Source organism: Dolichospermum sp. DET69 (genome assembly GCA_017355425.1).
Classification (GTDB): domain Bacteria; phylum Cyanobacteriota; class Cyanobacteriia; order Cyanobacteriales; family Nostocaceae; genus Dolichospermum.
Genome location: CP070233.1, coordinates 5,327,834 through 5,352,919 on the forward strand (window position 1 = coordinate 5,327,834; position 25,086 = coordinate 5,352,919).

21 protein-coding genes and 2 pseudogenes are annotated in these 25,086 nt (G+C 40.0%); 13 read left to right on the top strand and 10 right to left on the bottom strand.

Going from position 1 to position 25,086, the window contains the following annotated elements; all coding sequences use genetic code 11:
* Positions 1–385 precede the first annotated feature (385 nt).
* The 6 genes from EZY12_24545 to EZY12_24570 all read left to right on the top strand — a co-directional run bounded on the left by EZY12_24545 (position 386) and on the right by EZY12_24570 (position 7,139).
* Positions 386–1,978 carry a B12-binding domain-containing radical SAM protein gene (locus tag EZY12_24545; GenBank protein QSX67778.1) on the top strand — a complete coding sequence of 531 codons (1,593 nt, stop codon included), beginning with the start codon at positions 386–388 and terminating at the stop codon, positions 1,976–1,978.
* Between the two features lie 351 nt (positions 1,979–2,329).
* Positions 2,330–3,730 carry a metal-dependent phosphohydrolase gene (locus tag EZY12_24550; protein ID QSX70822.1) on the top strand — a complete coding sequence of 467 codons (1,401 nt, stop codon included), beginning with the start codon at positions 2,330–2,332 and terminating at the stop codon, positions 3,728–3,730.
* Entirely contained in the window at positions 3,727–4,377 is a 651-nt protein-coding gene (locus EZY12_24555; GenBank protein QSX67779.1) for a pentapeptide repeat-containing protein, read from the top strand. Before EZY12_24550 ends, EZY12_24555 begins: the two co-directional genes overlap by 4 nt.
* Before the next feature lie 263 nt (positions 4,378–4,640).
* Positions 4,641–5,186, top strand: a complete 546-nt coding sequence (gene rfbC, locus EZY12_24560) for a dTDP-4-dehydrorhamnose 3,5-epimerase (GenBank protein QSX67780.1) — start codon at positions 4,641–4,643, stop codon at positions 5,184–5,186.
* Positions 5,179–6,066 (top strand): dTDP-4-dehydrorhamnose reductase, encoded by an 888-nt coding sequence (gene rfbD / locus EZY12_24565; protein ID QSX67781.1) that lies wholly within the window; start codon positions 5,179–5,181, stop codon positions 6,064–6,066. Before rfbC ends, rfbD begins: the two co-directional genes overlap by 8 nt.
* Positions 6,063–7,139: a glucose-1-phosphate thymidylyltransferase gene (locus EZY12_24570; GenBank protein ID QSX67782.1), complete on the top strand. Its 1,077-nt coding sequence runs from the start codon at positions 6,063–6,065 to the stop codon at positions 7,137–7,139. Before rfbD ends, EZY12_24570 begins: the two co-directional genes overlap by 4 nt.
* Before the next feature lie 83 nt (positions 7,140–7,222).
* Here EZY12_24570 and pyk read toward each other — a convergent pair whose 3' ends face one another.
* Positions 7,223–8,992 (bottom strand): pyruvate kinase, encoded by a 1,770-nt coding sequence (gene pyk / locus EZY12_24575; GenBank protein ID QSX67783.1) that lies wholly within the window; start codon positions 8,990–8,992, stop codon positions 7,223–7,225.
* Positions 8,993–9,416: 424 nt separating this feature from the next.
* Between pyk and EZY12_24580 the strand changes: the two genes are divergently transcribed.
* On the top strand, positions 9,417–10,307 hold the full coding sequence (locus tag EZY12_24580) for a fatty acid desaturase (protein ID QSX67784.1): 891 nt from the start codon (positions 9,417–9,419) through the stop codon (positions 10,305–10,307).
* Positions 10,308–10,366: 59 nt separating this feature from the next.
* Here EZY12_24580 and EZY12_24585 read toward each other — a convergent pair.
* The 8 genes and pseudogenes from EZY12_24585 to EZY12_24620 all read right to left on the bottom strand — a co-directional run bounded on the left by EZY12_24585 (position 10,367) and on the right by EZY12_24620 (position 14,380).
* A pseudogene (locus EZY12_24585) lies at positions 10,367–10,689 on the bottom strand (type II toxin-antitoxin system RelE/ParE family toxin).
* Complete coding sequence (locus tag EZY12_24590; protein ID QSX70823.1) at positions 10,686–10,868, bottom strand: addiction module protein; 183 nt, start codon at positions 10,866–10,868, stop codon at positions 10,686–10,688. The pseudogene EZY12_24585 and the gene EZY12_24590 overlap by 4 nt, the downstream one beginning before the upstream one ends.
* A gap of 346 nt (positions 10,869–11,214) precedes the next feature.
* Positions 11,215–11,433: a type II toxin-antitoxin system HicB family antitoxin gene (locus EZY12_24595; GenBank protein ID QSX67785.1), complete on the bottom strand. Its 219-nt coding sequence runs from the start codon at positions 11,431–11,433 to the stop codon at positions 11,215–11,217.
* Positions 11,426–11,638, bottom strand: a complete 213-nt coding sequence (locus EZY12_24600) for a type II toxin-antitoxin system HicA family toxin (GenBank protein QSX67786.1) — start codon at positions 11,636–11,638, stop codon at positions 11,426–11,428. The genes EZY12_24595 and EZY12_24600 overlap by 8 nt, the downstream gene beginning before the upstream one ends.
* 294 nt (positions 11,639–11,932) lie before the next feature.
* Positions 11,933–12,219, bottom strand: a pseudogene (locus EZY12_24605) (hypothetical protein).
* A gap of 39 nt (positions 12,220–12,258) precedes the next feature.
* Complete coding sequence (aroH, locus tag EZY12_24610) at positions 12,259–12,672, bottom strand: chorismate mutase (GenBank protein QSX70824.1); 414 nt, start codon at positions 12,670–12,672, stop codon at positions 12,259–12,261.
* 105 nt (positions 12,673–12,777) lie between these two features.
* Complete coding sequence (sppA, locus tag EZY12_24615; GenBank protein ID QSX67787.1) at positions 12,778–13,599, bottom strand: signal peptide peptidase SppA; 822 nt, start codon at positions 13,597–13,599, stop codon at positions 12,778–12,780.
* Positions 13,600–14,083: 484 nt separating this feature from the next.
* The gene (locus EZY12_24620; protein ID QSX67788.1) at positions 14,084–14,380 is read right to left on the bottom strand and encodes a hypothetical protein; all 297 of its coding nucleotides are present in this window, start codon (positions 14,378–14,380) and stop codon (positions 14,084–14,086) included.
* Positions 14,381–15,120: 740 nt separating this feature from the next.
* Here EZY12_24620 and EZY12_24625 point away from each other — a divergent pair.
* From EZY12_24625 to plsY, 5 genes are all read left to right on the top strand, one after another.
* A complete protein-coding gene (locus EZY12_24625; protein QSX67789.1) occupies positions 15,121–16,383 on the top strand; it encodes a glycosyltransferase family 4 protein in 1,263 nt (420 codons plus the stop codon).
* Between the two features lie 463 nt (positions 16,384–16,846).
* Entirely contained in the window at positions 16,847–17,626 is a 780-nt protein-coding gene (locus tag EZY12_24630; protein QSX67790.1) for an MlaE family lipid ABC transporter permease subunit, read from the top strand.
* Between the two features lie 57 nt (positions 17,627–17,683).
* Complete coding sequence (locus EZY12_24635; GenBank protein ID QSX67791.1) at positions 17,684–18,073, top strand: DUF3119 family protein; 390 nt, start codon at positions 17,684–17,686, stop codon at positions 18,071–18,073.
* A gap of 187 nt (positions 18,074–18,260) precedes the next feature.
* Complete coding sequence (locus EZY12_24640) at positions 18,261–19,442, top strand: DUF3086 domain-containing protein (protein ID QSX67792.1); 1,182 nt, start codon at positions 18,261–18,263, stop codon at positions 19,440–19,442.
* A 93-nt stretch (positions 19,443–19,535) separates the two neighbouring features.
* The gene (plsY, locus tag EZY12_24645; GenBank protein QSX67793.1) at positions 19,536–20,228 is read left to right on the top strand and encodes a glycerol-3-phosphate 1-O-acyltransferase PlsY; all 693 of its coding nucleotides are present in this window, start codon (positions 19,536–19,538) and stop codon (positions 20,226–20,228) included.
* Positions 20,229–21,021: 793 nt separating this feature from the next.
* Here plsY and chlP read toward each other — a convergent pair.
* Positions 21,022–22,242 carry a geranylgeranyl reductase gene (gene chlP, locus EZY12_24650; protein ID QSX67794.1) on the bottom strand — a complete coding sequence of 407 codons (1,221 nt, stop codon included), beginning with the start codon at positions 22,240–22,242 and terminating at the stop codon, positions 21,022–21,024.
* 803 nt (positions 22,243–23,045) lie between these two features.
* Here chlP and EZY12_24655 point away from each other — a divergent pair.
* Positions 23,046–24,797 carry a hypothetical protein gene (locus EZY12_24655; protein QSX67795.1) on the top strand — a complete coding sequence of 584 codons (1,752 nt, stop codon included), beginning with the start codon at positions 23,046–23,048 and terminating at the stop codon, positions 24,795–24,797.
* Positions 24,798–25,086: the final 289 nt, after the last annotated feature.

Consider the following 25,086-nt stretch of genomic DNA (forward strand, 5'->3'; position numbering starts at 1 on the left):
ACAGTTGATAGAATGTGTCAGAGAACAGAAATATATCAAAAAAAGAGATTTTCAATATCTAAAACCCCCTAAGAAAACCATCCTGAAAATCCTCAAATCCTGAAAATCCTGATTCAGACACGGAACGGCTCTACTTTTTCACCAGATGTCTAATCAGCCAAATAAAATTGACATACTCCCCATCCTAGAAGGGTGAGGATTCTGGATTCAAACAACAGTTGCGGGCATAACCCGTCTTACACTATCTCGCCCAACAGACAATGCCCTGCCTGTTCTCACCATTATATCAAAAAGCCGTCCTAGAAGGACGGGGCTTTAAACCCAAATTTTTGGTAAATATTGGTAGATTAATATTAAGCCCACAAAATCCCTGACAATTGGTAAGATGGCAGTTGAAATAACCATGATGGAAAACCGAATTCTTTACGTTCGCCTTCCCTGTAACCCTATCTTTCCTATTGGGGTTGTTTATCTTAGTGATCACGTCCACAAGCAATTCCCCAGCATTGAACAGCGGATTTTTGACTTAGGCACAGTCCCACCGCTAGATTATGCCACTGCCCTAGATACCTGTATTGATGAATTCAAACCCACACTAATAGTATTTTCTTGGCGAGATATTCAAATATATGCACCAGTAGGCGGTCGTGGCGGAAATCCCCTGCAAAACGCTTTTGAATTTTATTATGCCAAAAACCCATTCATCAAATTACGTGGGGCATTGGGCGGGTTAAGAATCTTTATTGCTTATTATGTAGAATTGTGGCGTAACCTAGGTTTAGTTAAACGCGGATTAAAACGCGCCCAAAAATATCACTCTCAAGCCCGTGTAGTTTTGGGTGGTGGTGCAGTTAGTGTGTTTTATGAACAGTTGGGTAAAAGTTCACCGCCAGGAACTATTATTTCTGTAGGTGAAGGAGAAATCCTGCTAACCAAATTACTAAGTGGTGAAGATTTTCGGGACGAGCGTTGCTATGTGGTGGGAGAAAATCAACCACGAGAACGTCTTATCCATGAACAACCCACACCATTAGAAAAAACCGCTTGTAACTATGACTACATAGAAACCATCTGGCCGGAATTTAATTATTACCTGCAAGATCAAGATTTTTATGTCGGTGTGCAAACCAAACGTGGTTGTCCCCATAATTGCTGTTATTGCGTCTATACTGTAGTTGAGGGTAAACAAGTTCGCATTAATCCGGCTGATGAAGTCGTGGCTGAAATCCGGCAATTATATAATCGTGGTGTTCGTAACTTTTGGTTTACTGATGCTCAATTTATCCCTGCCCGTAAATTCATTGATGATGCTGTAGAACTGTTACAAAAGATTGTCAATTCTGGCATGACCGATATAAACTGGGCAGCATACATCAGAGCAGATAACTTGACACCAGAGTTGTGTGAGTTGATGGCAAAAACGGGAATGAATTATTTTGAAATCGGCATCACTAGCGGTTCTCAAGAACTTGTTCGCAAAATGCGAATGGGTTATAACCTGCGAACTGTTTTGCAAAATTGCCGTGATTTAAAGGCGGCTGGTTTCAATGATTTAGTTTCTGTCAATTACTCTTTTAATGTGATTGATGAACGTCACGAAACTATTCGCCAAACTATCGCTTATCACCGCGAACTAGAACGGATTTTTGGAGCTGATAAAGTTGAACCTGCTATTTTCTTTATTGGACTCCAACCCCATACCCACTTAGAAGAATATGCTTTTAAAGAGGGTATTCTCAAACCAGGTTATGATCCCATGAGTTTAATGCCTTGGACAGCGAAAAAACTCCTGTGGAATCCTGAACCTTTAGGTTCTTTCTTTGGTGAAGTTTGCTTACAAGCTTGGCGACAAAATCCTAATGACTTTGGACGAGAAGTGATGAATATTTTAGAAGCTAAATTGGGTTGTGCTGATTTAGAAACAGCTCTTTCCGCACCAATAGATAAACCAGAGAAACAGTTAGCAGGCGTATCTTAGAAAACATATACATTTTCATTGTCAGGGTTTAGCATTGTTTATTGGTGTCAACTTAACGTAAAATCCATAGCCCGCCTGGGAATGATAGCGTAGCTTGGCGTAAGCCATATTCCCAGCCTAATAGCTCAAGTCATGTAAAGATAACTAAGATATCCCAAAAAATCTTTAGTAAACTTTAGTTTACTTTGGTTATTAGCTCTGAACTATGGCTTACGCCACGCTACGCTATCAGTTCTGGGCTGGTGTGGAATCTAACGGATAGGTAGGGGCGTATTGCAATACGCCCCTACTAAGTTGACACCAATGAGCATTGCTAAACCCCTATTCCTGAAATCCCCAATCCTTAATTCCATGTTACAAGGTTCAATTCTCCAACAATTAGAAGCCTCTCACCGCCATAGTGCTAGACCAATTCATTTTGGCGTGTACTATAAAAATACCTTAGTTTCCCTCTGTCATGCCTTGGAAGACCATGTTTTAACTAAGGATAATGGACCATTGGTAATTACGGCTTTTCAACAGGGTACATGGTATCTGGAAGAGGCGCAAAGATATGCAGATATGGCGCAACACAGCCGCGAAATTGTGATTATGGCGACGGCTGATTCTGGCTTTGCTGAACATCCTACGGGAAAATTACCTAATATTAATTTAGTGGGATTGGCTACAGATGATCCGGTGGCGCAGGAGTGGCACTTGATTATTTTGGCTCCTGACTACACAGCAATGGTAATTTGTCAAGAATTATCTGAAGCTGATTATGGGGTTGGGGGTTTGCCAACTTGCGATTTAGAGCGTAAATTCTACGGTTTATGGACATTTGAACCGGAATTAGTCGAAGAAACCGCAGAGTTAGCGATCGCTCATATCAAAGACTATCATCCTGAACTAGCACTTAAACTTAGTCAATATAAACAGGCAATTCACCCAGCTATATGTCCAGCGGCAGAAGTGGCTACCGTCGTCACTCGTGTTGTTGACTACCTGAAAATAGGACAAGGTAACTTACCTATTCTCACAGCATCCCACCAACAATTTCTAGATCGTAACTTGGTATCTAACGAAATTCAAGCATTTTTGCGGATGGCGCAATTGATTGATCTAGCAGATACCAGTAATCCTATGGCCGCATCAGAAGTGGCATCTGTCGCGGAAACAATGGGGCAATTATTGGATTTACCTGCATGGCAAATTAAAAGACTACGCCTTGCGGCTTTGTTACATCGCCTAGACCCACTGCAAAACGCTGAAAGTCTGATTACTCCCAGTCACATCAGAAACACTTATCAAGAAGAAGCTCCCAGTTGTCCCTTAGCTTGTCCCCTAGTCCCAGGAGCGCAAGCATTACGAATAATGCCCCGATTACGGGCTATAGCTCAAATTATTACCCACCAAAGCGAATGGTGGAATGGGACAGGTGAACCCGCCGGTTTAGCTGCTGATGATATTCCCTTGGAATCACGAATTTTGTCTTTGATATCAGAATTTCAGATCCAAGTGAATCAGTATAAATACTCAAATAAAGGCGGAACAGAGATATTTTCTCAGGCTTTAGATCAGTGCCGAAAACAACAATCTACCCGCTTTGATCCTAAACTTGTAGATACATTAACTTTATTAGTTATGGGTTTACAGCAGGGACTTGATTTACCCATAATGACACCTAAAGTCAGCAGTGGACTATGGTTACTTGATTCTCGTTGGGATAGTCACAGCAAAGATAGTGAACAAATTTCAATTTACAGCAAATGAATGAAAAATTACAGATGATTGGACCTAACAAACAACTTCCCGGTGCAAATTTAGAAGATGAGGATCTATCTCACCTAGATTTAAGGAAGATAAATTTAACAGGGGCTACCTTGGTGGGAACTAACTTCACTGGTTCTCAACTGGAAGGTGGCCATTTTGAAGGTGCTAATTTCATGGGCGCTAACCTACAAGAAGCTGACTTGCGGGCTAACCTTATGGGTACAAATTTGATGCAAGCTAACTTGACAAATGCGGACTTACGGGGTAGTAATTTGCGGGGTAGTAACTTGATGGGGGCAATCCTTAATGATGCGTCTTTAGCAGGTGCTTTTTTAAGTGGTGCTAATTTAAGGAATGTAAATTTGCAAGGTGTTGATTTACGCGGTGCGGATTTACGCGGTGCAAATTTAACGGGGGCTAATCTCAAAGGTGCAGATTTAAGTAGTGCAGATTTACAAGGGGCTTTATTAATTGAAGCGAATCTTGAAGAAGCTGATCTACGAGCAGCAAACTTAGCAGGAGCGAATTTAACAGGAGCGAATTTACTCTGTGCTGAATTAGATGCAGTGAAGTTAAATGGTGCAAATTTAGATGGGGTATGTTTGGTAGGAACAGTTCTAGAAACTAGTACGATAGGGCATAATTAAAAATTAAAAATTAAAAAGCAAACGATACAGGCTTTTCAGCTATTTTTAATAGTTGCTTGACAAATAAGGTTCTGTACTAATACAATGCGGCATCATTAAATAAGAATAATGTAATTCTCTCTCGCTTTAATTGTTTTAGAGTATCAAATCAAGTAACTTTTGTGTATGAAAACTTAGATCCCCGACTTCTTGAAGAAGTCGGGGATCTAAACCTTTGCATAATGATATTATTACAAGTGTTCTTTAAAATATTCAACCGCTTCATGAACATTATCCCCACATCTATTCCTGATATCTTTCTGTTAGAACCCCAAGTATTTCTAGATTCACGGGGCTTTTTTTTGGAATCATACAATCAAAAAATATTCACAGAAAAACTGGGAATCACAGCCAACTTCATCCAAGATAATCACTCAAAATCTGAATGCAATGTGCTGCGAGGATTACATTATCAAATCATCCAACCTCAAGGTAAACTAGTCCGCACCATTGTGGGGACAATCTTTGATGTTGCGGTAGATGTGAGAAAAAACTCCCCTACATTTAGACAATGGGTAGGTTATGAACTTAGTGCCGAAAACAAACGCCAATTGTGGATACCACCAGGTTTTGCCCATGGCTTTCTCGTACTTTCAGAAATTGCCGAAGTTCTATATAAAGCTACAGATTATTATGCACCAAAAGGCGATCGCGCAATACTTTGGAATGACCCAGATTTAGCTATAGATTGGCCTTTAAAAACACCCCCAATTTTATCCGCAAAAGACAGTAACGCTCAAACATTCAAAAATGCCGAAGTTTATGAATAAATCAATATTACTAATAGGTAGTAATGGACAAGTTGGGACAGAATTACAAAACACCCTTTCCCCCAACTACAAAGTTATTGCCGTTACCCGTCCACAAATAGACCTAACCCAAGCTGATAATTTACGCCAAATTATCAGAGAAAACCAACCAGAAATCATCATTAACGCTGCTGCTTACACCGCAGTAGACAAAGCCGAAAGCGAACCAGAACTGGCTACAGCCATCAATGCTATGGCTCCCCAAATTATCGCTGAAGAAAGTCAAAAATTAGGAAGTTTCTTAATTCATCTTTCCACAGATTACGTATTCAATGGCAAGAGTCACTATCCCTATCAAGAAACCGATATTACCAATCCAGTGAGTGTATACGGGCAGACAAAATTAGCGGGAGAAATAGCAATTCAAAAAGCTTGTTCCCAGTATATGATTCTCCGTACAGCTTGGGTTTATGGAACTTATGGAAAAAGTAACTTTGTTAAAACCATGTTACGACTTGGTAAAGAAAGACCAGAAGTGAGAGTCGTTGCAGATCAAATTGGTAGTCCAACTTGGGCAAAAGATATAGCTTTAACAATTACCCAAATTATCCCCCAATTAACTCTAGAACTCACAGGTACTTATCACTATACAAATAGTGGTGTAGCCAGTTGGTATGACTTTGCCATAGCTATCTTTGAAGAAGCAGAAAAACTCGGTTTTCCCCTAAAAATTAACCAAGTTATCCCTATTACCACCCCCGAATATCCGACACCAGCAAAACGTCCTGCTTATTCTATCCTTGCTTGTGAGAAAATATCCAAAGTCTTGGGAACTCATCCTCCCCATTGGCGACAAAGACTAATATTAATGTTAAAAGAATTACAAGAACAATCTCTATGAAAGCCTTAATTTTATCCGGTGGAAAAGGGACAAGATTACGCCCATTAACATATACTGGCGCAAAACAACTTGTCCCAGTTGCCAATAAACCTATTTTATGGTACGGCATTGAAGAAATGGCTGCTGCGGGGATTACTGATATTGGGATTATTATCAGCCCAGAAACAGGGGAAGAAGTCAAGAATAAAACTGGAAATGGCGAAAAGTTCGGTGTTAACATCACCTATATTTTACAAGAAAAACCAGCAGGATTAGCCCAAGCTGTTCAAGTTGCCCGTCCTTTTTTAAAAGATTCCCCATTTGTGATGTATTTGGGAGATAACCTCATTCAAAAAGGGGATTTAATTTCATTTTTAGCTAAATTTACCCAACAAGAACCAGATGCTTTAATTCTGTTGCATGAAGTCACAAATCCCAGTGCTTTTGGGGTGGCAAAGGTAGATGAAAAAGGCAGAGTATTACAGTTAATTGAAAAACCCAAAATTCCCCCTTCAAATTTAGCCTTGGTAGGGGTTTACTTCTTTTCACCAGTTATCCATGATGCAATTTCTCTGATTAAACCTTCAGCTAGAGGAGAATTAGAAATTACTGATGCTATTCAATGTTTAATAGCTCAAGAAAAGGAAGTTTTAGCTTGTAATCTTGACGGTTGGTGGTTAGATACAGGTAAGAAAGATGATTTATTAGAAGCTAACCGATTAATTCTAGATACCTATTTAAAAACATCAATTTTAAGCGATATTGATCCCAAAACCCAGATTACAGGAAGAGTACAAATTGGGGCTAAATCTCAAATTATCAACTGTACAATTCGTGGACCTGTGGTAATTGGTGATAATTGTTATTTAGAAAATTGTTTTATCGGTCCTTATAGTAGTATCGCCGACAATTCAACACTCATAGAAACAGATTTAGAACACAGTGTGGTTTTAGAAGGTGCTAAAATCACTGGAATTCAGCAACGGATTATTGATAGCCTAATCGGACAACGCGCCCAATTAACTATTGCCCCCCGTCGCCCTAAAGCATTACGTTTTTTAATTGGTGATGATTCTCAAATTGAATTAACTTGAATGGGTAATGGGTAATGGGTAATGGGTAATGGGTAATGGGTAGTAATCACCTATTACCAATCACCTATTACCTATTACCAAATTTAAGTTCCCACCGCACCGGAGTAAATTAAACCCCGCTGCATATCCAGAGTTAAAATTGCACCATCTTTAATTACCTGTGTTGCTTCCTTCACACCCACAATCACCGGTACACCAAGACGTAAACCAATAACTGCGGCATGACTTGTGAGACTTTCCTCTTCAGTAATAATCCCCCCGGCTTTGCGAATGGCTTCTACAAAATCAACACCAGTGCGGGATGCTACCAAAATATCTCCAGGGGTAAAATTACTGGCATCCATAGCATTATGAACTACTCTAGCGCGGCCACTTACTGAACCTTGACCTAGACCAATTCCCTGACCGAGGATAGCAGTAACTATTTCCACCTTAATCAAGTCTGTTGAGCCAGAAACACCCTGAAGTGTCCCCGCAGTCATCACAACTAAATCACCTTCAGTTAAAAGGTTTTTTTCCTGGGCTACATTGATAGCTGCTTGGAATGTTTGACCAGTAGAAGGTAATTCCAGCACCAACAGCGGTTTGACACCCCATACCATCTGTAACTGTCGCGCCACGTTGACATGAGGTGTGATAGCTAAAATTGGCGTTTTAGGACGGAACTTAGAAACGTTGCGGGCTGTAGCCCCGGTTTGTGTCAAAGTCATAATTGCTGCTGCGCCCAAACTTTCAGCAATTTGACTGACGGCTTGGCTAATCGCATTGGGAATTGAACGCCTGTTATCTCTTGATAAACGGGAGTTGGTGTTAAGGATTTCTTCCTGTTCAATACGTTCGGCGATTCTGGCCATTGTCGCTACTGCTTCGACCGCGAAACTACCAACAGCGGTTTCATTGGAAAGCATCACCGCATCTGTCCCGTCTAAAATCGCATTGGCGACATCAGATACTTCTGCACGAGTGGGACGGGGGTTGCTGACCATGCTATCTAGCATTTGGGTAGCGGTAATGATGGGAATACCCAAACGGTTGGCTGTAGCAATGAGGCGTTTTTGCAACACTGGTACATCTTCCGCTGGTAGTTCCACCCCTAAGTCACCTCTAGCCACCATTACGCCGTCGCACAAAGACAGAACTGCTTCCATTTGTTCAATGGCTTCGTGCTTTTCGATTTTGGCAATTACAGGGACATTTTTGCCAGCGCTGGAAATTAGTTCTTTAATTTCGATAATGTCCTGGGGATTACGGACAAAGGACAGGGCTACCCAATCCACACCTTGATCTAAACCGAACATCAGATCCTCTCGGTCTTTGTCGGTCATGGCTTTGATGGATAAGTAAACTCCTGGGAAGTTAACACCTTTGTTGTTGGAAAGTTTACCAGGAACTGTTACCCGACAATGTAAATCACCTTTTTCGTGGTTAATCTCCTCGACTACCATTTCGACTTTGCCATCATCAAGGAGGATATTTGAACCAACGGGGACTTCATCTGCTAAATAATCGTAGGTAACGCAGCTTATTTCCTGAGTTCCTTCTATGGGGCGATTTGTTAAGGTGAAGCGATCGCCTTTTGCTAAAATTATAGAACCAGTTTCAAACCGCCCCAAGCGAATTTTTGGCCCCTGTAAATCTTGCAGAATTGCTACTGGTCTATTAAGTTCAAAAGCGGTTTGCCGAATTAACCGAATACTACGCTGATGGTCGGCATGAGTTCCGTGGGAAAAGTTTAGCCGCAGGGTTGTTGCACCCGCTTCAATAATCGCTTTCAGCATTTCTGGGCTGCTGGTAGCAGGTCCGACAGTAGCAACAATTTTAGTTCGGCGCTGAGAATCTCTTAATTGCGTCATGGGCTGGGTTCAAGATTTTTGGGATCTACCTGGGAATTAATCGTAAATGTTTTCTCATCCCATTTGAGATTTGAGATTTTGGATGATGAAAGACTGACTGTAGCAGCAAATCATTTTTCCATTTATCGCCATCATTTTACAAATTGGGATGAATTAAACGGACTCTCTCTTTTAGTCACTGCTATATCAATGTTATAGGCAGTTAGAGAGGTAATTATGGTATAGATTTGATATCGTACACTAATCTGATTGGCAAGCTTCCTCAAAGAGAGTTTTTTGCTTAAAGCACTGGTTTAGACAAGAATCATAGCCTCATTTATTGATTCTTCAGCAAGATTGTAAATAAATCTTGCTTTACATAACTTTACTCTTAACTAAGATTAATAGTATGATCCGTAAAGATTGATTATTAAAGGAGTTAAGAATGCTCACGTCGGAGGCACAGAAGCCACTGACAATTCCCCCCAAAGAACTTTTATCACCTCCTGGTGATTTTAACCCCACATTACTGATGTTTTTAGTTGTGGTGATGATGTTAGTTTTGTCTAACTTTGGGTATTGGCTTTGGGAATGGCCGCATTGGTTGTGTTTTAGTGTGAATACTCTAGCATTACATTGTTCAGGAACAGTGATTCATGATGCTTGTCACCAGTCTGCCCATCGCAATCGAATTGTTAACGCTATCTTGGGGCATTGTAGTGCTTTAATTCTAGTTTTCGCTTTTCCAGTATTTACACGAGTACATTTACAGCATCATGGTAATGTTAATCACCCAAAAGATGACCCAGATCATTATGTTTCAACTGGTGGTCCACTGTGGTTAATTGCGGTGAGATTTTTGTACCATGAAATATTTTTCTTTCAGAGACGGTTATGGCGTAATTATGAACTACTAGAATGGTTTATTAGTCGCTTAATTGTCATTACTATTGTTTATATTTCTGTCCAATATCATTTTTTGGGCTATATTCTTAACTTTTGGTTTATTCCCGCTTTTATAGTGGGGATAACATTGGGGTTATTTTTCGATTATTTACCCCACCGTCCCTTTGTAGAACGCAGTCGCTGGAAAAATGCTCGCGTCTATCCTGGTAAAGTTCTGAATATCCTGATTTTGGGGCAAAATTATCATTTAATTCATCATCTGTGGCCTTCGATTCCTTGGTATAATTACCAGCCGGCTTATTATTTGATGAAGCCGTTATTGGATGAAAAAGGTAGTCCGCAAACTTCTGGGTTATTGCAGAAGAAGGACTTTTTTGAGTTTGTCTATGATGTTTTCATAGGTATTCATTTTCATCAGCATCATGATTGATGTGGTTTTCTACATCTGAAGTTGTAATTTGGGCGGGCAAGATGCCCACCCCACAATATTTATTCAATTTGCCTTTTTTTCCAATAATTTGGTCTTCGCTTTCCATGGGCGATGCCTGCGGCGAGCGAAGCTATCGCAATTACCCAAATAAACTCCTCTAATTCTCCGGAGAAAATGAGGTATGGAAACCCCTGGATGACGTAACGACGTACCCCTAAAATTGTGTGTTGCGTTCCTAAATTGGGATTTTGTTGTATTTTTTCCAGAGCTTCTTCTACTTGAGATAGTAAATCCAGCCCCAATCCTATCTTTTGATCTTCATAGTAAGCGATAGCGCTATCAAACTCCTGATAGCTTCGGTGTGGATAATAATTGGCTTCACGAATACTTCTCTCGCAACTTAGAAAATACTTGATTCGATGATTCACCAATAGCTTTTCCGCTCAGGATTTCGTCTAATCTTCCAGTTAATTCTCTATCCCAAGCAACCTCTACATCATCATCTATACTTTCTTCTAGAGCATGAATTAAAAAGTAGGCAAGTTCTGCCCGATCTTTTATGGAGAGTTGAGAGAGTTCAACTTTGAGTTTTCGGCAACTTTTCTAACTACTTCATCCATAATTTTTCTACTTACTAGAATGCTTTTTGATTTATTGTATTAAATATCCGTTCCTAAACTCTGCGCGTAAATCACCTCAATATTGCTACTAAACTCCAATTTATCTAAGGATTCTGTAACCAATGATCGCCCGATTTTCTATTTTAGACAAACGCTGTGACTATAATATATAAACTATTAGCTTAGTAATCTACAGTAATTATACGTAATAGCATGATTTAATCAACCTAAAAACCAGGTCAGAAAACCCAACCAGCATTGTTGGGTTATTTTACTTCAATTCTTGCCTATGCTGCTTGACAAACTGTTGCTTCTGGAAGTGCATCACCCGCAGCTTCATAAGCAATAATAAGAGAGTCTAAGGCTTCTATTCCATTCGTTACTGCTAACTCGTAAGTATCTCCATGAGTGCGCCATTTTTGTCCGGGAAAATCAGGGAATCCTACTAAAAAGCAATTATCTTCCTCAGTCCACTGGATAATCATTTGGTACTTGAGTTTATTCATCTTTTTTCTTATCCACTATTGACTCTATTGCCTGTTTTACTTCTTTTTCTTGATAGCGTTTAGCATCTGCTCCGTCTTTGCCTGAAATCGTTACCTTTCCATAATATAAGTGATGTATCCAGTTCGTATGACTTCCTTTTCCTGGTAGTTCTGTAAAACCAGCCTGGACAAGCATTTGCTTTAGTTCTCTAATGTTTTTAGGCATAATTTATAAGATTTAAATATTAAGTTATCAAATAATTTATTAGTAATATTGAGTAAGTCTCAACTAGTTAATAATTTAACATGATTTTAGTGAAAGGTCAAACAAATTACGCAAATTTGTCCTAATTTGTTGATACTTTCTGCATTCTTTCCGATCAAAACCTGTTGACGGCAGAATTCAGTAATGGCTGCTGGTGAATCTTTTGCAACACACTTTTCTGTTTGAATTTCACAAATATCTTTTAGTATGACACCGCTGGATTCTACTCTTGTAATCATAGTCAGATTTATTTTATCAAATATCTGTCCCTAAACTCTGAGCATAAATCACTTCAATATTGCTACCAAATTCCAATTTATCTCAGGACTTTGTAAAAACACAAAACCCTGATAATCCGTCACATACTTCCATATTTTTGGAAAATAACCTTCACTAGTGACAATGACAAGCGGCTCTTCACCTTTGGTGAGAATATTCAAAAAAGCATCTAACTTCACACATACACCAGTCCCCCGATGAGTGAAAATACTCCCACCAATAGCAGCAGGTTGAGCAGCCGCGTCACCACTGTAATAGCTCATTTGGCGCTAACTTTTACTTATGTTATTGACCTGCTAATTTTAAACTTTCGTCTCCACTGCGTGTTGTGAGGTTTGTAACTTCTGCGGTAAACTCCAATCTGGACGCAGTTTAGCTGCTTGACGTAAATAAACGTGATGAATTGGGGTAGAAGTTGGTAAATTGGCGTGAATGAGAAAGCGAATGCAGCGCGGTAAACTGCCTTCAACGTGCATTTGTTGAACATCTAACATCACTACACTATCCCATAAAGGACGACTGCGAGCGATCGCCGCTGGAAAGATAGCATCTAAATCCTTGGTCACGGAAAAAGTCACACTAATCATATCGTCTGGTTGGAGTTGATTTCTTTGCTCCAATTCATCTAATAATTCTGTCACTGAATCTCGAATTGCTTCGACACTGTTTTCTGCAACAGTTGTTGCACCACGAATTGCTCGCATTTGCCATTCCACTATCAAAATCCTCCTTAATTTAGTCATTGGTCATTAGTCATTGGTCATTAGTCATTAGTACAAAGACTATTTTTGACTTTTGACTTCTGACTTTTGACTTTTACTTTATGGCCGATATAACCACATGGGTAAACCACTTGTAGACACTTCAAATTCTAGCCAATCAATTCCAGCACTAATAACTGATTTAGCTTGACGACTTCCTGGGAGAAAACGACTCCAGAAGGGTTTTTGTTCTTCTAGCGTATAGCAAAGAGTTTTCTCAGGATCAAGTCCTACTAATTCCGCTGTCCATCGTCGTGCATCTTCTTCTGTTCCCAATCGGTCTACAACGCCCAATGCTAAGGCTTGCTGTCCAGTAAAAATCCTCCCATCGGCAAAGCTTTTTACCTTTTCTACAGTGAGTGAACGAGCCTCTGCTATCGTTTCCACAAATTGCTGATAGCTACAATCAATCAATTCTTGCAGAATAGTTTGTTCCGGTTCTGTCAGTTGCCGATCAAAAGCTAATATATCTTTGTAGGGACCTGACTTAATGACTTTAAAGGAAACACCAATTTTTTCCAGTAATACTTCTAGATTATTTCCTCGCAGAATCACCCCAATACTGCCTGTAATCGTGCCTGGATTCGCCATAATATGTTCTGCCCCCATACCAATATAAACGCCTCCAGAGGCGGAAATATTGCCAAAACTGGCGACAATCTTCGTTTTTTTAGCTAATCTCTTCATGGCACTGTATATTTCTTGGGAATCTCCTACTGTCCCCCCAGGACTATCAATGCGTAGTAGTAAAGCGGGAAATTTACTTTCTTCTACGGTTTTCAGGGCTGCTAGGACGTGCTTACGGGTTGCACCAGCGATCGCACCGCTTACTTCAATCCGCGCAATTTGTTTCCGAAAGTTGGGCTTAAAAGGCCAAATCATGGGCAATTAAATAACTTTTTAATCTTTGTGAATATCTTTAATATAGAACCCCCAGCGTGAAGCTAACGGGCTTTACCTTTAATCCGATTGGGAATTAGGGATTGAAAAGGGGACAGGGAGCAACAATTTTTTTATTTTGAATTGTTTTCTCCGCTCCTGGCTGTGAATAAAAGTTAGTAGCTAGATCATTATTGAAAAGCTTTAGGAAATTTTTAGATTTGATGTGTAGTTTTATTTGGTATGTTTAAGGGGCAAAAGACAAGTATTGAAAAATATTCGCTTTTACTAAATATAGACATCTGAAAATATTGTGTCGTACCACTGCACTACACAAGCATTTGGGAAAATAAGGATCTTAAAAAACAGAATTTTTCAGCACAAAGTCAATAGCTTTTAGAAAAATTAGCTACAATTAACAATTGGTTAAGATTATTTGTTTTTGATTGTGTAACTCATCAACACTGATTTGATGCGTTATTAACTTTTAAGAGTCGGTGCGGAGAATTTGATAGCGGTAATAAACGTAGATATCAAATAACGCCCCGACAAAGCCGCAAGTCAAACCAATTGTCAGGAGACCGTTGAGGGAACTACCACTGCCGAAAGTGGCGAGAAAATGCAGAATTTGGATAGAGACATCCGAAATCATCCCTTGTAGACCAGGAACATAACTAAAAAGGGATAAAACCACCAACAAACCACCCACGAGGAAGACAGGCACAAGAAAACTAAAAATGGTGGTGAGGATGAGAGAGCGAAAAAAGTTACTAAAAATAGTCATAAGACCTCGCAGTAAGTGGGAACCTCAGTGTCTTTAGACCTGAGAGGGAAGCGACACGTGCGGTTTTAACCGCTGTGGATATTAAAATTGAAACCAGATTTTTGATTGGAATCTGGAAACCAACTCCCATTTCTGGGGTGATGTTAGCAACGACTGCGTTATAAGAGCTTGTTAGACTTGCAACACTGTTTCTGTTACCTTAAAACTGTTTAATTGCAAATGACAGAGCAGGGAACTAGCTATGCCTGACGGCACGCTGGCGCGAACGCATTCGGTGGGTGTCGTGACTCAAATAACGGCTACCCTTCGACTACCCTTCGACATCGCTCAGGGTGGTCTGGTCAGCACGGCTTGCTTGATTACTCTTGCAAGCCCAGTCCCTTTAGGGCTGGGTTACTGACTGTGAGACCGAGGTAGTGGGTAACTTGAGAGAGCGGAAAAATTTATCTGCTACTTTCTACAATACTAGCGATCGCTCTCAAACATTCATTTCGTCAAGAATCTTAAGTTTTCATTAAATTGTACGGGTAATAGTTATCCCAAGTGCATTGGATATTTTTGATATTTAAAATCTGTAACCCCCTTAATAAATAAGGATTTATCTCTCAGTGTGCAGTTTACCAGAAGTAAAAACACTGTAAAAACCTGCTCAATTTTATGAGACTAGCCGTAAACTAAGTTAATAATTCGATGAACAAGCAAAACGCTGATAGGACAGCGTAGCTGCTAGTAATAAAGATATGAAAAATGCTTCTACAAATCCTCAACGGATTTTATTTTTACACCCCAACTTTCCCGCTCAATTTCGCCACTTGGCTACCGCTTTAGCCCAAAATAGCAATTACCAAGTTGTATTTGGCACTAATCGTCAGGAAGGAACAATACCTGGTGTATTTAAAGCCATATATCAACCTTCCCGTCAAGCTACTGCACCAACTCATCATTATGTCCGTAATTTAGAAAATGCGGTTATTACAGGACAAGCTGTATATAGGATGACAGAACAACTTAAAGCACAGGGTTTTGTACCAGACATAGTTTATGGTCATTCTGGTTGGGGTCCAACATTATTTATGAAAGAAATTTTTCCCAAAGCGAAATTATTGTGTTTCTTTGAATGGTTTTATCACGCTCACGGGTCTGATGCCGATTTTGACCCCAGCGAGCCTCTAAGTATAGATGATAAATGTCGAATTTCTGTAAAAAATGCCCCAATTTTGATGGACTTATATGGTTGTGATCGCGGACTTGCGCCCACTAATTGGCAACGTCAACAATTTCCTTCAGAATATCATAGTAAAATTACTGTATGTCACGATGGTATTGATACTAATTTTTTTAAACCCAACCCCGGAGCTAAATTAGTTTTACCCCGTATTCATCTTGATCTTTCCCACGTAGAAGAATTAGTAACTTATGTAGGTAGGGGAATGGAACCTTATCGAGGATTTCCCCAGTTTATGGAAGCAGTCGCCTTAATTCAACAACGACGACCTCACACTCATGTTGTAGTTGTGGGAGAAGATAGAGTAGCCTATGGAAAAAATCTCCCCGATGGTAAGACTTATAAACAGTTAATGTTAGAAAAGTTAGATTTGGATTTATCTAGATTGCACTTTACGGGTAGACTTCCTTACAATGAATATCTGCAAGTATTACAAGCTTCCTCAGCCCATATTTATTTAACCCGTCCATTTGTTTTATCCTGGTCAATGTTAGAAGCCATGTCCACTGGATGTTTATTAGTAGCTTCTAATACTCCGCCAGTTTTAGAGGTAATTAAAGATGGAAAAAATGGACTGTTGGTAGATTTCTTTTCTCCCCGGGAAATTGCTCAAAGGGTAGATGAAGCTTTAGATAATTCCGAAGATATGATATCTATTCGTACCAAAGCGCGAAAAACAATTATCCAGAATTATGATTTAGATACCCTTTTACCACAGCATTTAGATTGGTTACTAGGTAAAAAAACCATCGTTAAGTCTCATGGGTTTGCTAAGTAATGTGATTGACACAGCGCAGCCACAGAAAATTCAACTAATGCAGGTAAGCCGCAGGTATCGCTTCTTGGTAGAATTCAAGTATGCACCATAACATGACCCATTTTAGAGATCAATATCCTTAGTGTTAAAAATCATTGTAGGGGCAAAGTGTCAACTTAAGTAGGGGCGTATTGCAATACGCCCCTACTTGTATACGCCCCTAGTTATATACACCCCTAGTTATCCGTTGACTTCCACACCCGTCAGGGAATTTATTCCCTGTCTAATAGCTCAAGTCCACACTTAGTGGACTAAGGAATCTTTCAAGTGTTTAGTCATCAAAAGACAACTTTGGCTATGAGCAAGGAACTTGAGTTCCTATTGGGATTTAGGTTTTACGTTAAGTTGACACCAATGAGCAATGCTCTTCCCCTACCTAGTTCATATATTTATTGTTGATTCTACTCCCAATTACCAGTAACCAATGACCAAATCCAGTTTAGGAACATGGAGTCAGCGATTGCTGGCCGCGATTTTTTTAGGTGGACAAGTCTTATTTCACCTAATCCAAGGTAAAATTCACCGTCGTAATACCCTAGAACAATTGGCAATGGTGGGGCCAGACTCCCTATTTATTGCCTTATTGACAGCTATATTTGTCGGTGCTGTATTTACAATTCAGGTAGCACGGGAATTTATCAACTTTGGGGCTGGAAACCTCGTTGGTGGCGTGTTAGCCGTAGCATTAACCAGAGAACTTACCCCCGTATTGACAGCGGTAATTTTAGCAGGAAGAGTAGGTTCAGCCTTTGCGGCAGAAATCGGCACAATGAAAGTCACAGAACAAATAGATGCTCTGTTAATGTTAAAAACAGATCCGATTGATTATTTAGTCATTCCCCGGCTTCTGGCTTGCTTAATCATGCTACCTATTTTAACTTTGCTATCCTTAATAACAGGAATGTCTGGAGGAATGCTTATAGCCACTCGTATTTACAACCTTTCCGATACAGTATTTTTAGACTCAGCGCGGGACTTTCTCGATATATGGGATATTGGCAGTGCTATGATTAAAGCTTGTTGCTTTGGTGTATTAATCGCCATTATCGGTTGTAGTTGGGGCTTGACCACTACTGGAGGTGCTAAAGGTGTAGGACAATCAACTACAACGGCTGTTGTCACTGCCTTACTAGTTATATTTGTTAGCAACTTCTTTCTCTCTTGGGTGATGTTTCAAGGTCCAGGTAGTGGATTAAAACATTAAGGGTGATTTAGAGTTAAGAGAAAGTAATTATGAATTATAGAAATAGGAGAAAAGATTTTGACTAGTTCATTGACACCTAAAATCACATCAACAGTGGAACTGAAGCCAAGTTACAATATTCCTGTTGTTTTGGTGCTGGTTGCTATTCCCGTACTGTTGATACAACCTTGGATAGGTGGCATATTAACCCTATTAGGTTTGTTTTTGATGTTGCAAGCTGTAACACTGCGCTTTCAATTTACTGCTACCGATTTTGATCTTTATAGAGGAGAGAAGTTAATTCGGCGTTTTCCTTACCAAGAATGGCAAAACTGGCGGATATTCTGGAATCCGGTACCCATTTTGTTCTATTTTAAGGAAGTTAACAGTATTCACTTTTTGCCAATTTTGTTTGACCCCAAAACCTTAAAATCTTGTTTAGAAGAACGTTGTCCAAGGATTGATTAGGTTTTGGAGCTATTCGATTGTATATTTTGTGAAAGATATTTTTTGGATCATGGGAAATTTGGTACTCAATCATGTATGAATTATATTATGCCTATGACACGCTGCGCGAATGTGCATAGACGCGAAAGGTAAGAGTTTTGAATATTAAAGTCAAAGAATTTCATGGCGAAAATTTAGATTATTATTTATGAACCCAGAGGAATCTCAAACTCCAGAATCAATAGATGAGTGGTTGGAACAAATAGAAGTGCAACCCCCTACAGATAAAATGTCTGAAACTCCATCTACTGATTTAGAATTAGAAACTGAAGAATTGAATCAGGAAGTAGATTTTAATTCAGCCATTATTGACGCAACGACTCTAGAATTGGAAAACTCAGTATATACACAAGCAGCGGCAAGATTAACCCATTTGCAGCAAAGGTCATTAGACCTAAACGCGGAAATTGCTCAATTGGAAACTACGTATAAAACCCTTCAAAGTCAAGTTAGTGTTACTCAAACTGCACTTTCACAAGTTGTCCAAGAGTCATTATCACAGTTAGAACAACGCAAACAAGCTTTACAAATTTCTGTAGAACAACTCGAACGTCGTCAAGAACGGATTCGCAATGAAATGCGGACTACATTTGCGGGAACATCTCAAGATATAGCAATTCGGGTACAGGGTTTTAAAGACTATCTCACAGGCAGTTTACAAGATTTGGCATCATCAGCGGAACAAATGCAACTTGTACAACCAGTGAAAGAACGGGAAAAACCAGCACCCAGAGAAGCAAAACCTGTTAAAGAACAGTCCGAAATGCCACAACTTGGACAGCAGCAGTTTCAGGATACTACTAAAAAAATCCGTCGCTTGCTTGACCAATACCGCAACCAACCAGATTACTATGGACCACCTTGGCAGTTACGCCGCACCTTTGAACCAATTCATGCAGAAAAAATCTCAAATTGGTTGTTTACTTTAGGTGGACGGGGTGCTTTGCGGACAATGGGTAGCCGCTTACAAAATATTTTAATTGCTTCGTCGGCAATTTCGATATTGCATCAATTATATGGCGACCGTGTGCGAACTCTAATTTTAGCCAATACACCGGAACGTTTAGGCGAATGGCGGCGGGGTTTACAAGATTGTTTAGGTATCGCTCGTCCTGATTTTGGACCTGATAGAGGCGTGGTATTATTTGAAGCCCCAACAGCGTTGGCTCAGAAAGCAGAAAGATTAGTTAAAGCCAATCAAATGCCTTTCATTATTATTGATGATTCTGAAGAACAAATCAGTTTAGCTTTGCTACAATTCCCTCTCTGGTTAGCTTTTGCCCCTGACCCAAAAACTATGAAAGATCGGGATTTTGATGATGATTTTTAATTAGTCAGTGGTCAGTGGTCAGTGGCAAAACAACTGACAACTAACAACTGACAACTAACAACTGACAACTAACAACTGACAACTGACAAACTTATGTTTATTTGGTTAACTTTGTGTGTAGTAGTGATTTTATTAGCTTACCTCTTTGGTTCTTTTCCGACTGGATATATTGCCGGGAAGCTATTAAAAGGAATTGATATTCGAGAAGTTGGTTCTGGTTCAACAGGGGCAACTAATGTTCTGAGAACTTTAGGCAAAGGTCCTGGAGCATTTGTGTTATTAATTGATGCTTTCAAGGGAGTATTAGCAATAAATCTAGCTTATGCTTTATGTACTATTGAACCCGTTCAAAATTTAATTCCAGCAAATATCAATATTGAAATTTGGCAACCTTATTTAGTCACATTAGCTGGATTTGCTGCCCTTTTAGGACATAGTAAATCAATCTTTCTTGGCTTTACAGGTGGTAAATCTGTGGCTACTGGTGTGGGAATTTTATTAGCTATAAGTTGGCAAGTAGGATTATCAACATTAGGGGTTTTTGCTGTCGTATTTGCCATTTCTAGAATTGTGTCTTTGAGTTCTATTGCTGGGGCTGTAGCGGTTTCTATTTTAATGGTAATTTTCCAGCAACCTTTAGCCTATATTCTTCTTGGTATTGCTGGTGGTTTATATGTCATTATCCGTCACCGCACTAATATTGAGCGATTAATTGCGGGTACAGAACCGAAAATTGGGCAGAAAGTAGAAACAGAAGAGAATTCAAACTTAACAATTCAAAATTAGCAGCTACAACTTTACACTAAGAGAACTCCACAAAAAAATGAACTGCTTGCAGCAGCGCTAGTTCCCTCCGGGACGCTCTCGCGTTCGCTATCCAATGGTATCTTGCCCGTCCTTGTATTATTAGGGGACCAGATGCCCGCACTACAAGAAATTTTAGGATATTTTTTAAATTGGAAGTCTCTAAGAGGATGTTTTAAAAGTTTTCAAGGTATAAATTAACCCCTCTGGTAAACCTCTCCCCTATAAGGAGAGAGGCTTTAAAATCCCCCTTCCCTTGTAGGGAAGGGGGGTCTGACAAGTGTAGGTTTTTTACATTGAGATTGATAATAGGGGCCAGACTTGGCAGACAAGGAGGGAAAGTGGACAAGGAGGAAGGAGAAAGAAGAATTAAAACCTATGAAGATAGGGAACATATCGGGCAGAATTTTCCGGTTCTTTTTCTTCATACTCCCTTGTCTACTTTCCTTCCTTGTCTTCCAAGTCCAGCATAAAACCCAATTGTAAAAAACCTACACCTGTCAGGGAAGGGGGGTAGGGGGGTTAGGTTTTTGGAGATTATTGGTTTTATTTAATACTTTATGGCTAACGCCACGCTATGCCTTCGGCACACTTCGTGAACGCTATCAAACACCCTCTAACTGAGGAGGTTCATTGAACGCGGATAAACGCAGATAAAAATGTGTTAATCAATGGATTTTAGAATTCTGTGCAGTATGTTTAATCGCTAATGGGTGCAGGACTAATAAAAAATTGTAGAGACGTTCAGGCTGAACGTCTCTTAATTAAGATTCCATTAGGGAGCTAAAGCGTTACCACGAATCAAACTACCAATGGTTTTGGCAGTAATTTTTAATTGGGTAAAGGGGTTAGCGGGAACTACAGTTTTATAAAGATAACTATCAAAAGTTAGCTTTTGTACATCCAAATCATCACACATTTCTACAAATGCTTCGCGGGTAGCATCGGAACGATAGAAGACGTTTTGGAGAATGTCTAATACTTTGTAGGTGAGTCCGTATTTCTTATCCCAACGCTTGATGTATACCTTGAGGTCGCCTTCTGTGGGAATCTGCGCCCCACCGTTAGCGGCTTCTACTATGGCTTCAGCACACATTCTACCAGATTTGGCGGCGAAATAAATACCTTCACCGGAGGACTTGGTAACATAACCAGCCGCATCTCCTACCAAGGCAATCCGTCCAACGACGCGACGGGGACGGGGATGTTCAGGAATGGGGTGAGCTTCTACTCTAATGATTGTACCGCCGGCTAGTTTTTCGGCAGCACGGGCGCGAATACCTGCTTGTAATTGTTTGATACTGGTTTTATTGACGTGCATTGTACCAGTACCTACTGCGACGTGATCATGTTTGGGGAATACCCAAGCGTAGAAGTCGGTAGAAACATCATCGCCAACGTACATTTCGGCGAGTTCGTTGTAATAGGCCATTTTGTCTTCGGGAAGACGAATGCGTTCTTGGAAAGCGATCGCATAATTGTAATCCCCTGCATCCATATCCTTAGCAATGCGGGAATTTGCCCCGTCAGCACCAACGATTAAATCCACCTTTAGGGTTTTAGTAACGCCCTGTACCCCTTCTCCTGAGTGGTCAACGTAATGGATTGTATAGGGGTCTTTATTGTTGCCAGGAATATCAACTTTATGAACGGTAGCGTTAATTAAATTTGTACCTAATTTTACCGCTCTGTCCCGCAAAAAGCCATCCAGCACTTCTCTACGGCACATTCCTATATATTCATCTTCATTTATCAAATTGATATCAACCTCACGATTAGAGGGAGAAATCATTTTCATTTTCCGGACCCGACGGTCAATAATTTCTGGTGGTAAGTCAAACTCCTGCACCATGCACAGGGGAATAGCACCCCCACAAGGTTTGACGTTATCTAATTTTCGTTCAAACAAATAAGTTTCAATTCCAGCTTTAGCTAGTGTTTCAGCAGTGCATGAACCCGCAGGGCCAGAACCAACAACAGCAACCCGTAGTGTCAAAGGTTTTCTCCCAATTATAAATATTTTCCCAAAGTATCCTATCACGGACTTTTGTCCGAAATCCCGCTTACGGTTCAGGTTTTGACAGAAATACAATATTCCTTAACATTTCGACATAAAAACTACATATTTTTGGATCTTATGCTAAGATAGTTTTGAGAAAAAGCGCGTAATCGTCATTGTTTCGCAAGTATACTGATTTAAGCAAAATTATAATAATCCAAGCATAAATTAGTTTGGTGAATGCGGCTGAGATTTCACAAGATTATTAAAAACCTAAATTTGTAAGGTTTTAGCACTGCTGAACCCCTACTTATCTTCCTGCATACTTCTAACAATTTTTGTGACGATTTTTCTAGGAATAAACCTTACACATTTTGCCATCATTTTATTCATAAAATTAAATTCTGTCATTATTATAATGTGAGGCGATGAGTCTAATTAGTAATTTGCTAACTATTCTTCACTTGTGATACACTCAACGAGAGTTAATCTGTAGCCTTTGCAATGAGAGTTAATCTATCGCGTTTGGCTACAGCGTGTAAATCTACTGAGAAATAACCGATCCCATCCTCCTGTTGAAGTAAAAAGTAAAGTCTAGTTTTGTCTAGGTTTTATATAGTAGCAAAACACCTTTTGGGAGAAATCTTAACTTACAGCACTTCCCGGTGTTATGAGGTACATATCTAGCTGGCAAGATGCCCGCATCACAAGAGTTTCATAATTCAACTTTGTACCTCATCTTCAGCGGAAAACGCTGTATATGTTTGTTGATTAATATTAGTTAGTAAAAAAGTATCGTCATGGGATCTCACAAAAACGAAGAGAAGAAAGGAGAATATTCGATGTTCCAATGCGAAAAAGTTTTCCTAGAGCAGTTAGAACCCACGACATCACTAGAATACCAGTGGGATTTAGTATTTGATGATGAACGAAGAGTTAGGTGGAAAGGTTTTTATACTGGACCTCTGACTTTGACCACTGAAAAAATTGCAGCACTGTGTCTAAAGCTTTTGGGGATAGACATCACAGAATTGCAAAAAGTAGCATCTCAGGAATTACAGCCTACTCCCCTCGGAAAGAATTGGCCAGCCCTAATCATGCACTCACAAACCCCCGATGTCAAATCCTTTGAACAAGATCTCCTCGATCTGATGAATGGTCCGACTCCTTTAGACCACACAACTTATGCTGAAGCTCGTTCCGCTTATTTTGCGCGACAACAGGATCTAGCGATTGGTCGTACTAACCCGTGGAAAACCGCAGTTGAATTGGAGAAGATTAATGCCATTGAAATTCCGGGTATTGATTACTACTACCTTTCCCATGCGCTGCTGCTACTTGCTGAAGAGCATCTAATCTCACCCAGTTTAGAAATTAATCAGATCCTTGAGTTTTTGAGAAGCAACGAATATACGATTGTTCGCGTATATAACCTGGAGAAAGAGATGCAAATATTTCTTATCTGGCTAAAGCGCTTGGCAAATTTAGAAAACCTATCTATAGACACCAATACTCCTGATGTAGCTCAATCTTGGAATCGCAAAAGTATACTCTATCCAACAGTTCGAGACGCACTGGCACTGGAAACAATTTTACTAAACCACTCCCCTCGACATATATTAGAGGTTGAATCACGTTCTTCACTTTTATATAAAAAACTAAACCTGACGATTCCCGTACTACCGGGCTATACAATTGAACGTTCGGGAGAAGATATAGACTCTTTTGTTCAGCAAACAATTCAGGCCACAAGGTTGCTCAAGACAAGATATGGACTTGAACGCGCTTGTCTAAAAGCTTCCGAAGCAGCTGATGGCGCACGTATTTTTGCGGGTCTTGATCTCAGAGATGAATTGAAAATCGAGGATCTTGCCAAGGATGCTTATCAGCATGGAGATGACTATCTCCTCGAAGCACATATTGAATATCTGCAAGTTAACGTAGGTGGACAAATGCTGAAAACTACACCCTCTGCACATATCCGTTGGGGAGAGGTTGCAGAAGGTTTAACCCTGCAAATGACACAGGGAACTTCCTGGAAAGGTAATATTTATATCAACGAAGCAGTTGGGGATTTATTCGGAGTCTCCAAAGCACATTATCAGATTATTGCTGAAACAATGAACGATTTTCTATGTGCCTTTCAAAGTAAAAACCTTGGCTTAATGATTGCCGGCTTTGATTTCGCTATTGGTAGAATCGGGGGAGTATTTGAGGACGAGGTGCTGGTAGCCGCACAAGACCCGAATGTTTCTTTCAATGGTGCCGAATGTCTCAGAATCTTTAGAGAAAAGGTTAAGGATCACCACTTATGGACAGATGATCACTTTTATGCAGTTACCAGGGTGATACGTCCAACCCTTCAGGGCACACTCCCCGTTATTCGACAAATCACTGATGTTGTTACTGATACAGAAACTTATGCCACCACGATTGCCTCAATTCCTGGTTGTTGGGGTATGATCGCGGTGGCAAATAGAGATCCTGAAGAAGTGCTCAAAAAGCTTTCTTCTCTTTATGATTCTTTGATTCGTCAGAATCTCATTACCTGAGTTTTCCATTCTTAATTAGGGTTTGCTGAATAAGTCTTTTCGTAAGGACTAGGAGTCAGGAGTCACCGAGTCAGGAGTCACCGAGTCAGGAGGAATAAGGGACTTCCAAGAAATAAATTATCCCAATAAACGAACCACAGAGGCACAGAGAACACAGAGAGAGAATTTTTGCGTCAGTTTTGGGACATTTTTTTATTTGGAAGTCCCTAAAGAGGAGGAATAAAGAGGAGGAAGAAGAAGGAAGAGAAGGTTGGACAATTAGTCCTCAAATTTACGCGATTATTTTTGA

Excerpts from the sequence above, each read along its gene's own strand:
- EZY12_24550 (QSX70822.1), top strand. The coding sequence starts at position 2,330 with ATGTTACAAGGTTCAATTCTCCAACAATTAGAAGCCTCTCACCGCCAT.
- EZY12_24570 (QSX67782.1), top strand. The coding sequence starts at position 6,063 with ATGAAAGCCTTAATTTTATCCGGTGGAAAAGGGACAAGATTACGCCCA.
- EZY12_24640 (QSX67792.1), top strand. The coding sequence starts at position 18,261 with ATGAACCCAGAGGAATCTCAAACTCCAGAATCAATAGATGAGTGGTTG.
- EZY12_24600 (QSX67786.1), bottom strand. The coding sequence starts at position 11,638 with ATGCCTAAAAACATTAGAGAACTAAAGCAAATGCTTGTCCAGGCTGGT.
- EZY12_24545 (QSX67778.1), top strand. The coding sequence starts at position 386 with ATGGCAGTTGAAATAACCATGATGGAAAACCGAATTCTTTACGTTCGC.
- sppA (QSX67787.1), bottom strand. The coding sequence starts at position 13,599 with ATGATTTGGCCTTTTAAGCCCAACTTTCGGAAACAAATTGCGCGGATT.
- rfbC (QSX67780.1), top strand. The coding sequence starts at position 4,641 with ATGAACATTATCCCCACATCTATTCCTGATATCTTTCTGTTAGAACCC.
- EZY12_24655 (QSX67795.1), top strand. The coding sequence starts at position 23,046 with ATGGGATCTCACAAAAACGAAGAGAAGAAAGGAGAATATTCGATGTTC.
- plsY (QSX67793.1), top strand. The coding sequence starts at position 19,536 with ATGTTTATTTGGTTAACTTTGTGTGTAGTAGTGATTTTATTAGCTTAC.
- EZY12_24630 (QSX67790.1), top strand. The coding sequence starts at position 16,847 with ATGACCAAATCCAGTTTAGGAACATGGAGTCAGCGATTGCTGGCCGCG.
- rfbD (QSX67781.1), top strand. The coding sequence starts at position 5,179 with ATGAATAAATCAATATTACTAATAGGTAGTAATGGACAAGTTGGGACA.
- EZY12_24595 (QSX67785.1), bottom strand. The coding sequence starts at position 11,433 with ATGAATAAACTCAAGTACCAAATGATTATCCAGTGGACTGAGGAAGAT.
- EZY12_24620 (QSX67788.1), bottom strand. The coding sequence starts at position 14,380 with ATGACTATTTTTAGTAACTTTTTTCGCTCTCTCATCCTCACCACCATT.
- EZY12_24580 (QSX67784.1), top strand. The coding sequence starts at position 9,417 with ATGCTCACGTCGGAGGCACAGAAGCCACTGACAATTCCCCCCAAAGAA.
- EZY12_24625 (QSX67789.1), top strand. The coding sequence starts at position 15,121 with ATGAAAAATGCTTCTACAAATCCTCAACGGATTTTATTTTTACACCCC.
- pyk (QSX67783.1), bottom strand. The coding sequence starts at position 8,992 with ATGACGCAATTAAGAGATTCTCAGCGCCGAACTAAAATTGTTGCTACT.
- EZY12_24555 (QSX67779.1), top strand. The coding sequence starts at position 3,727 with ATGAATGAAAAATTACAGATGATTGGACCTAACAAACAACTTCCCGGT.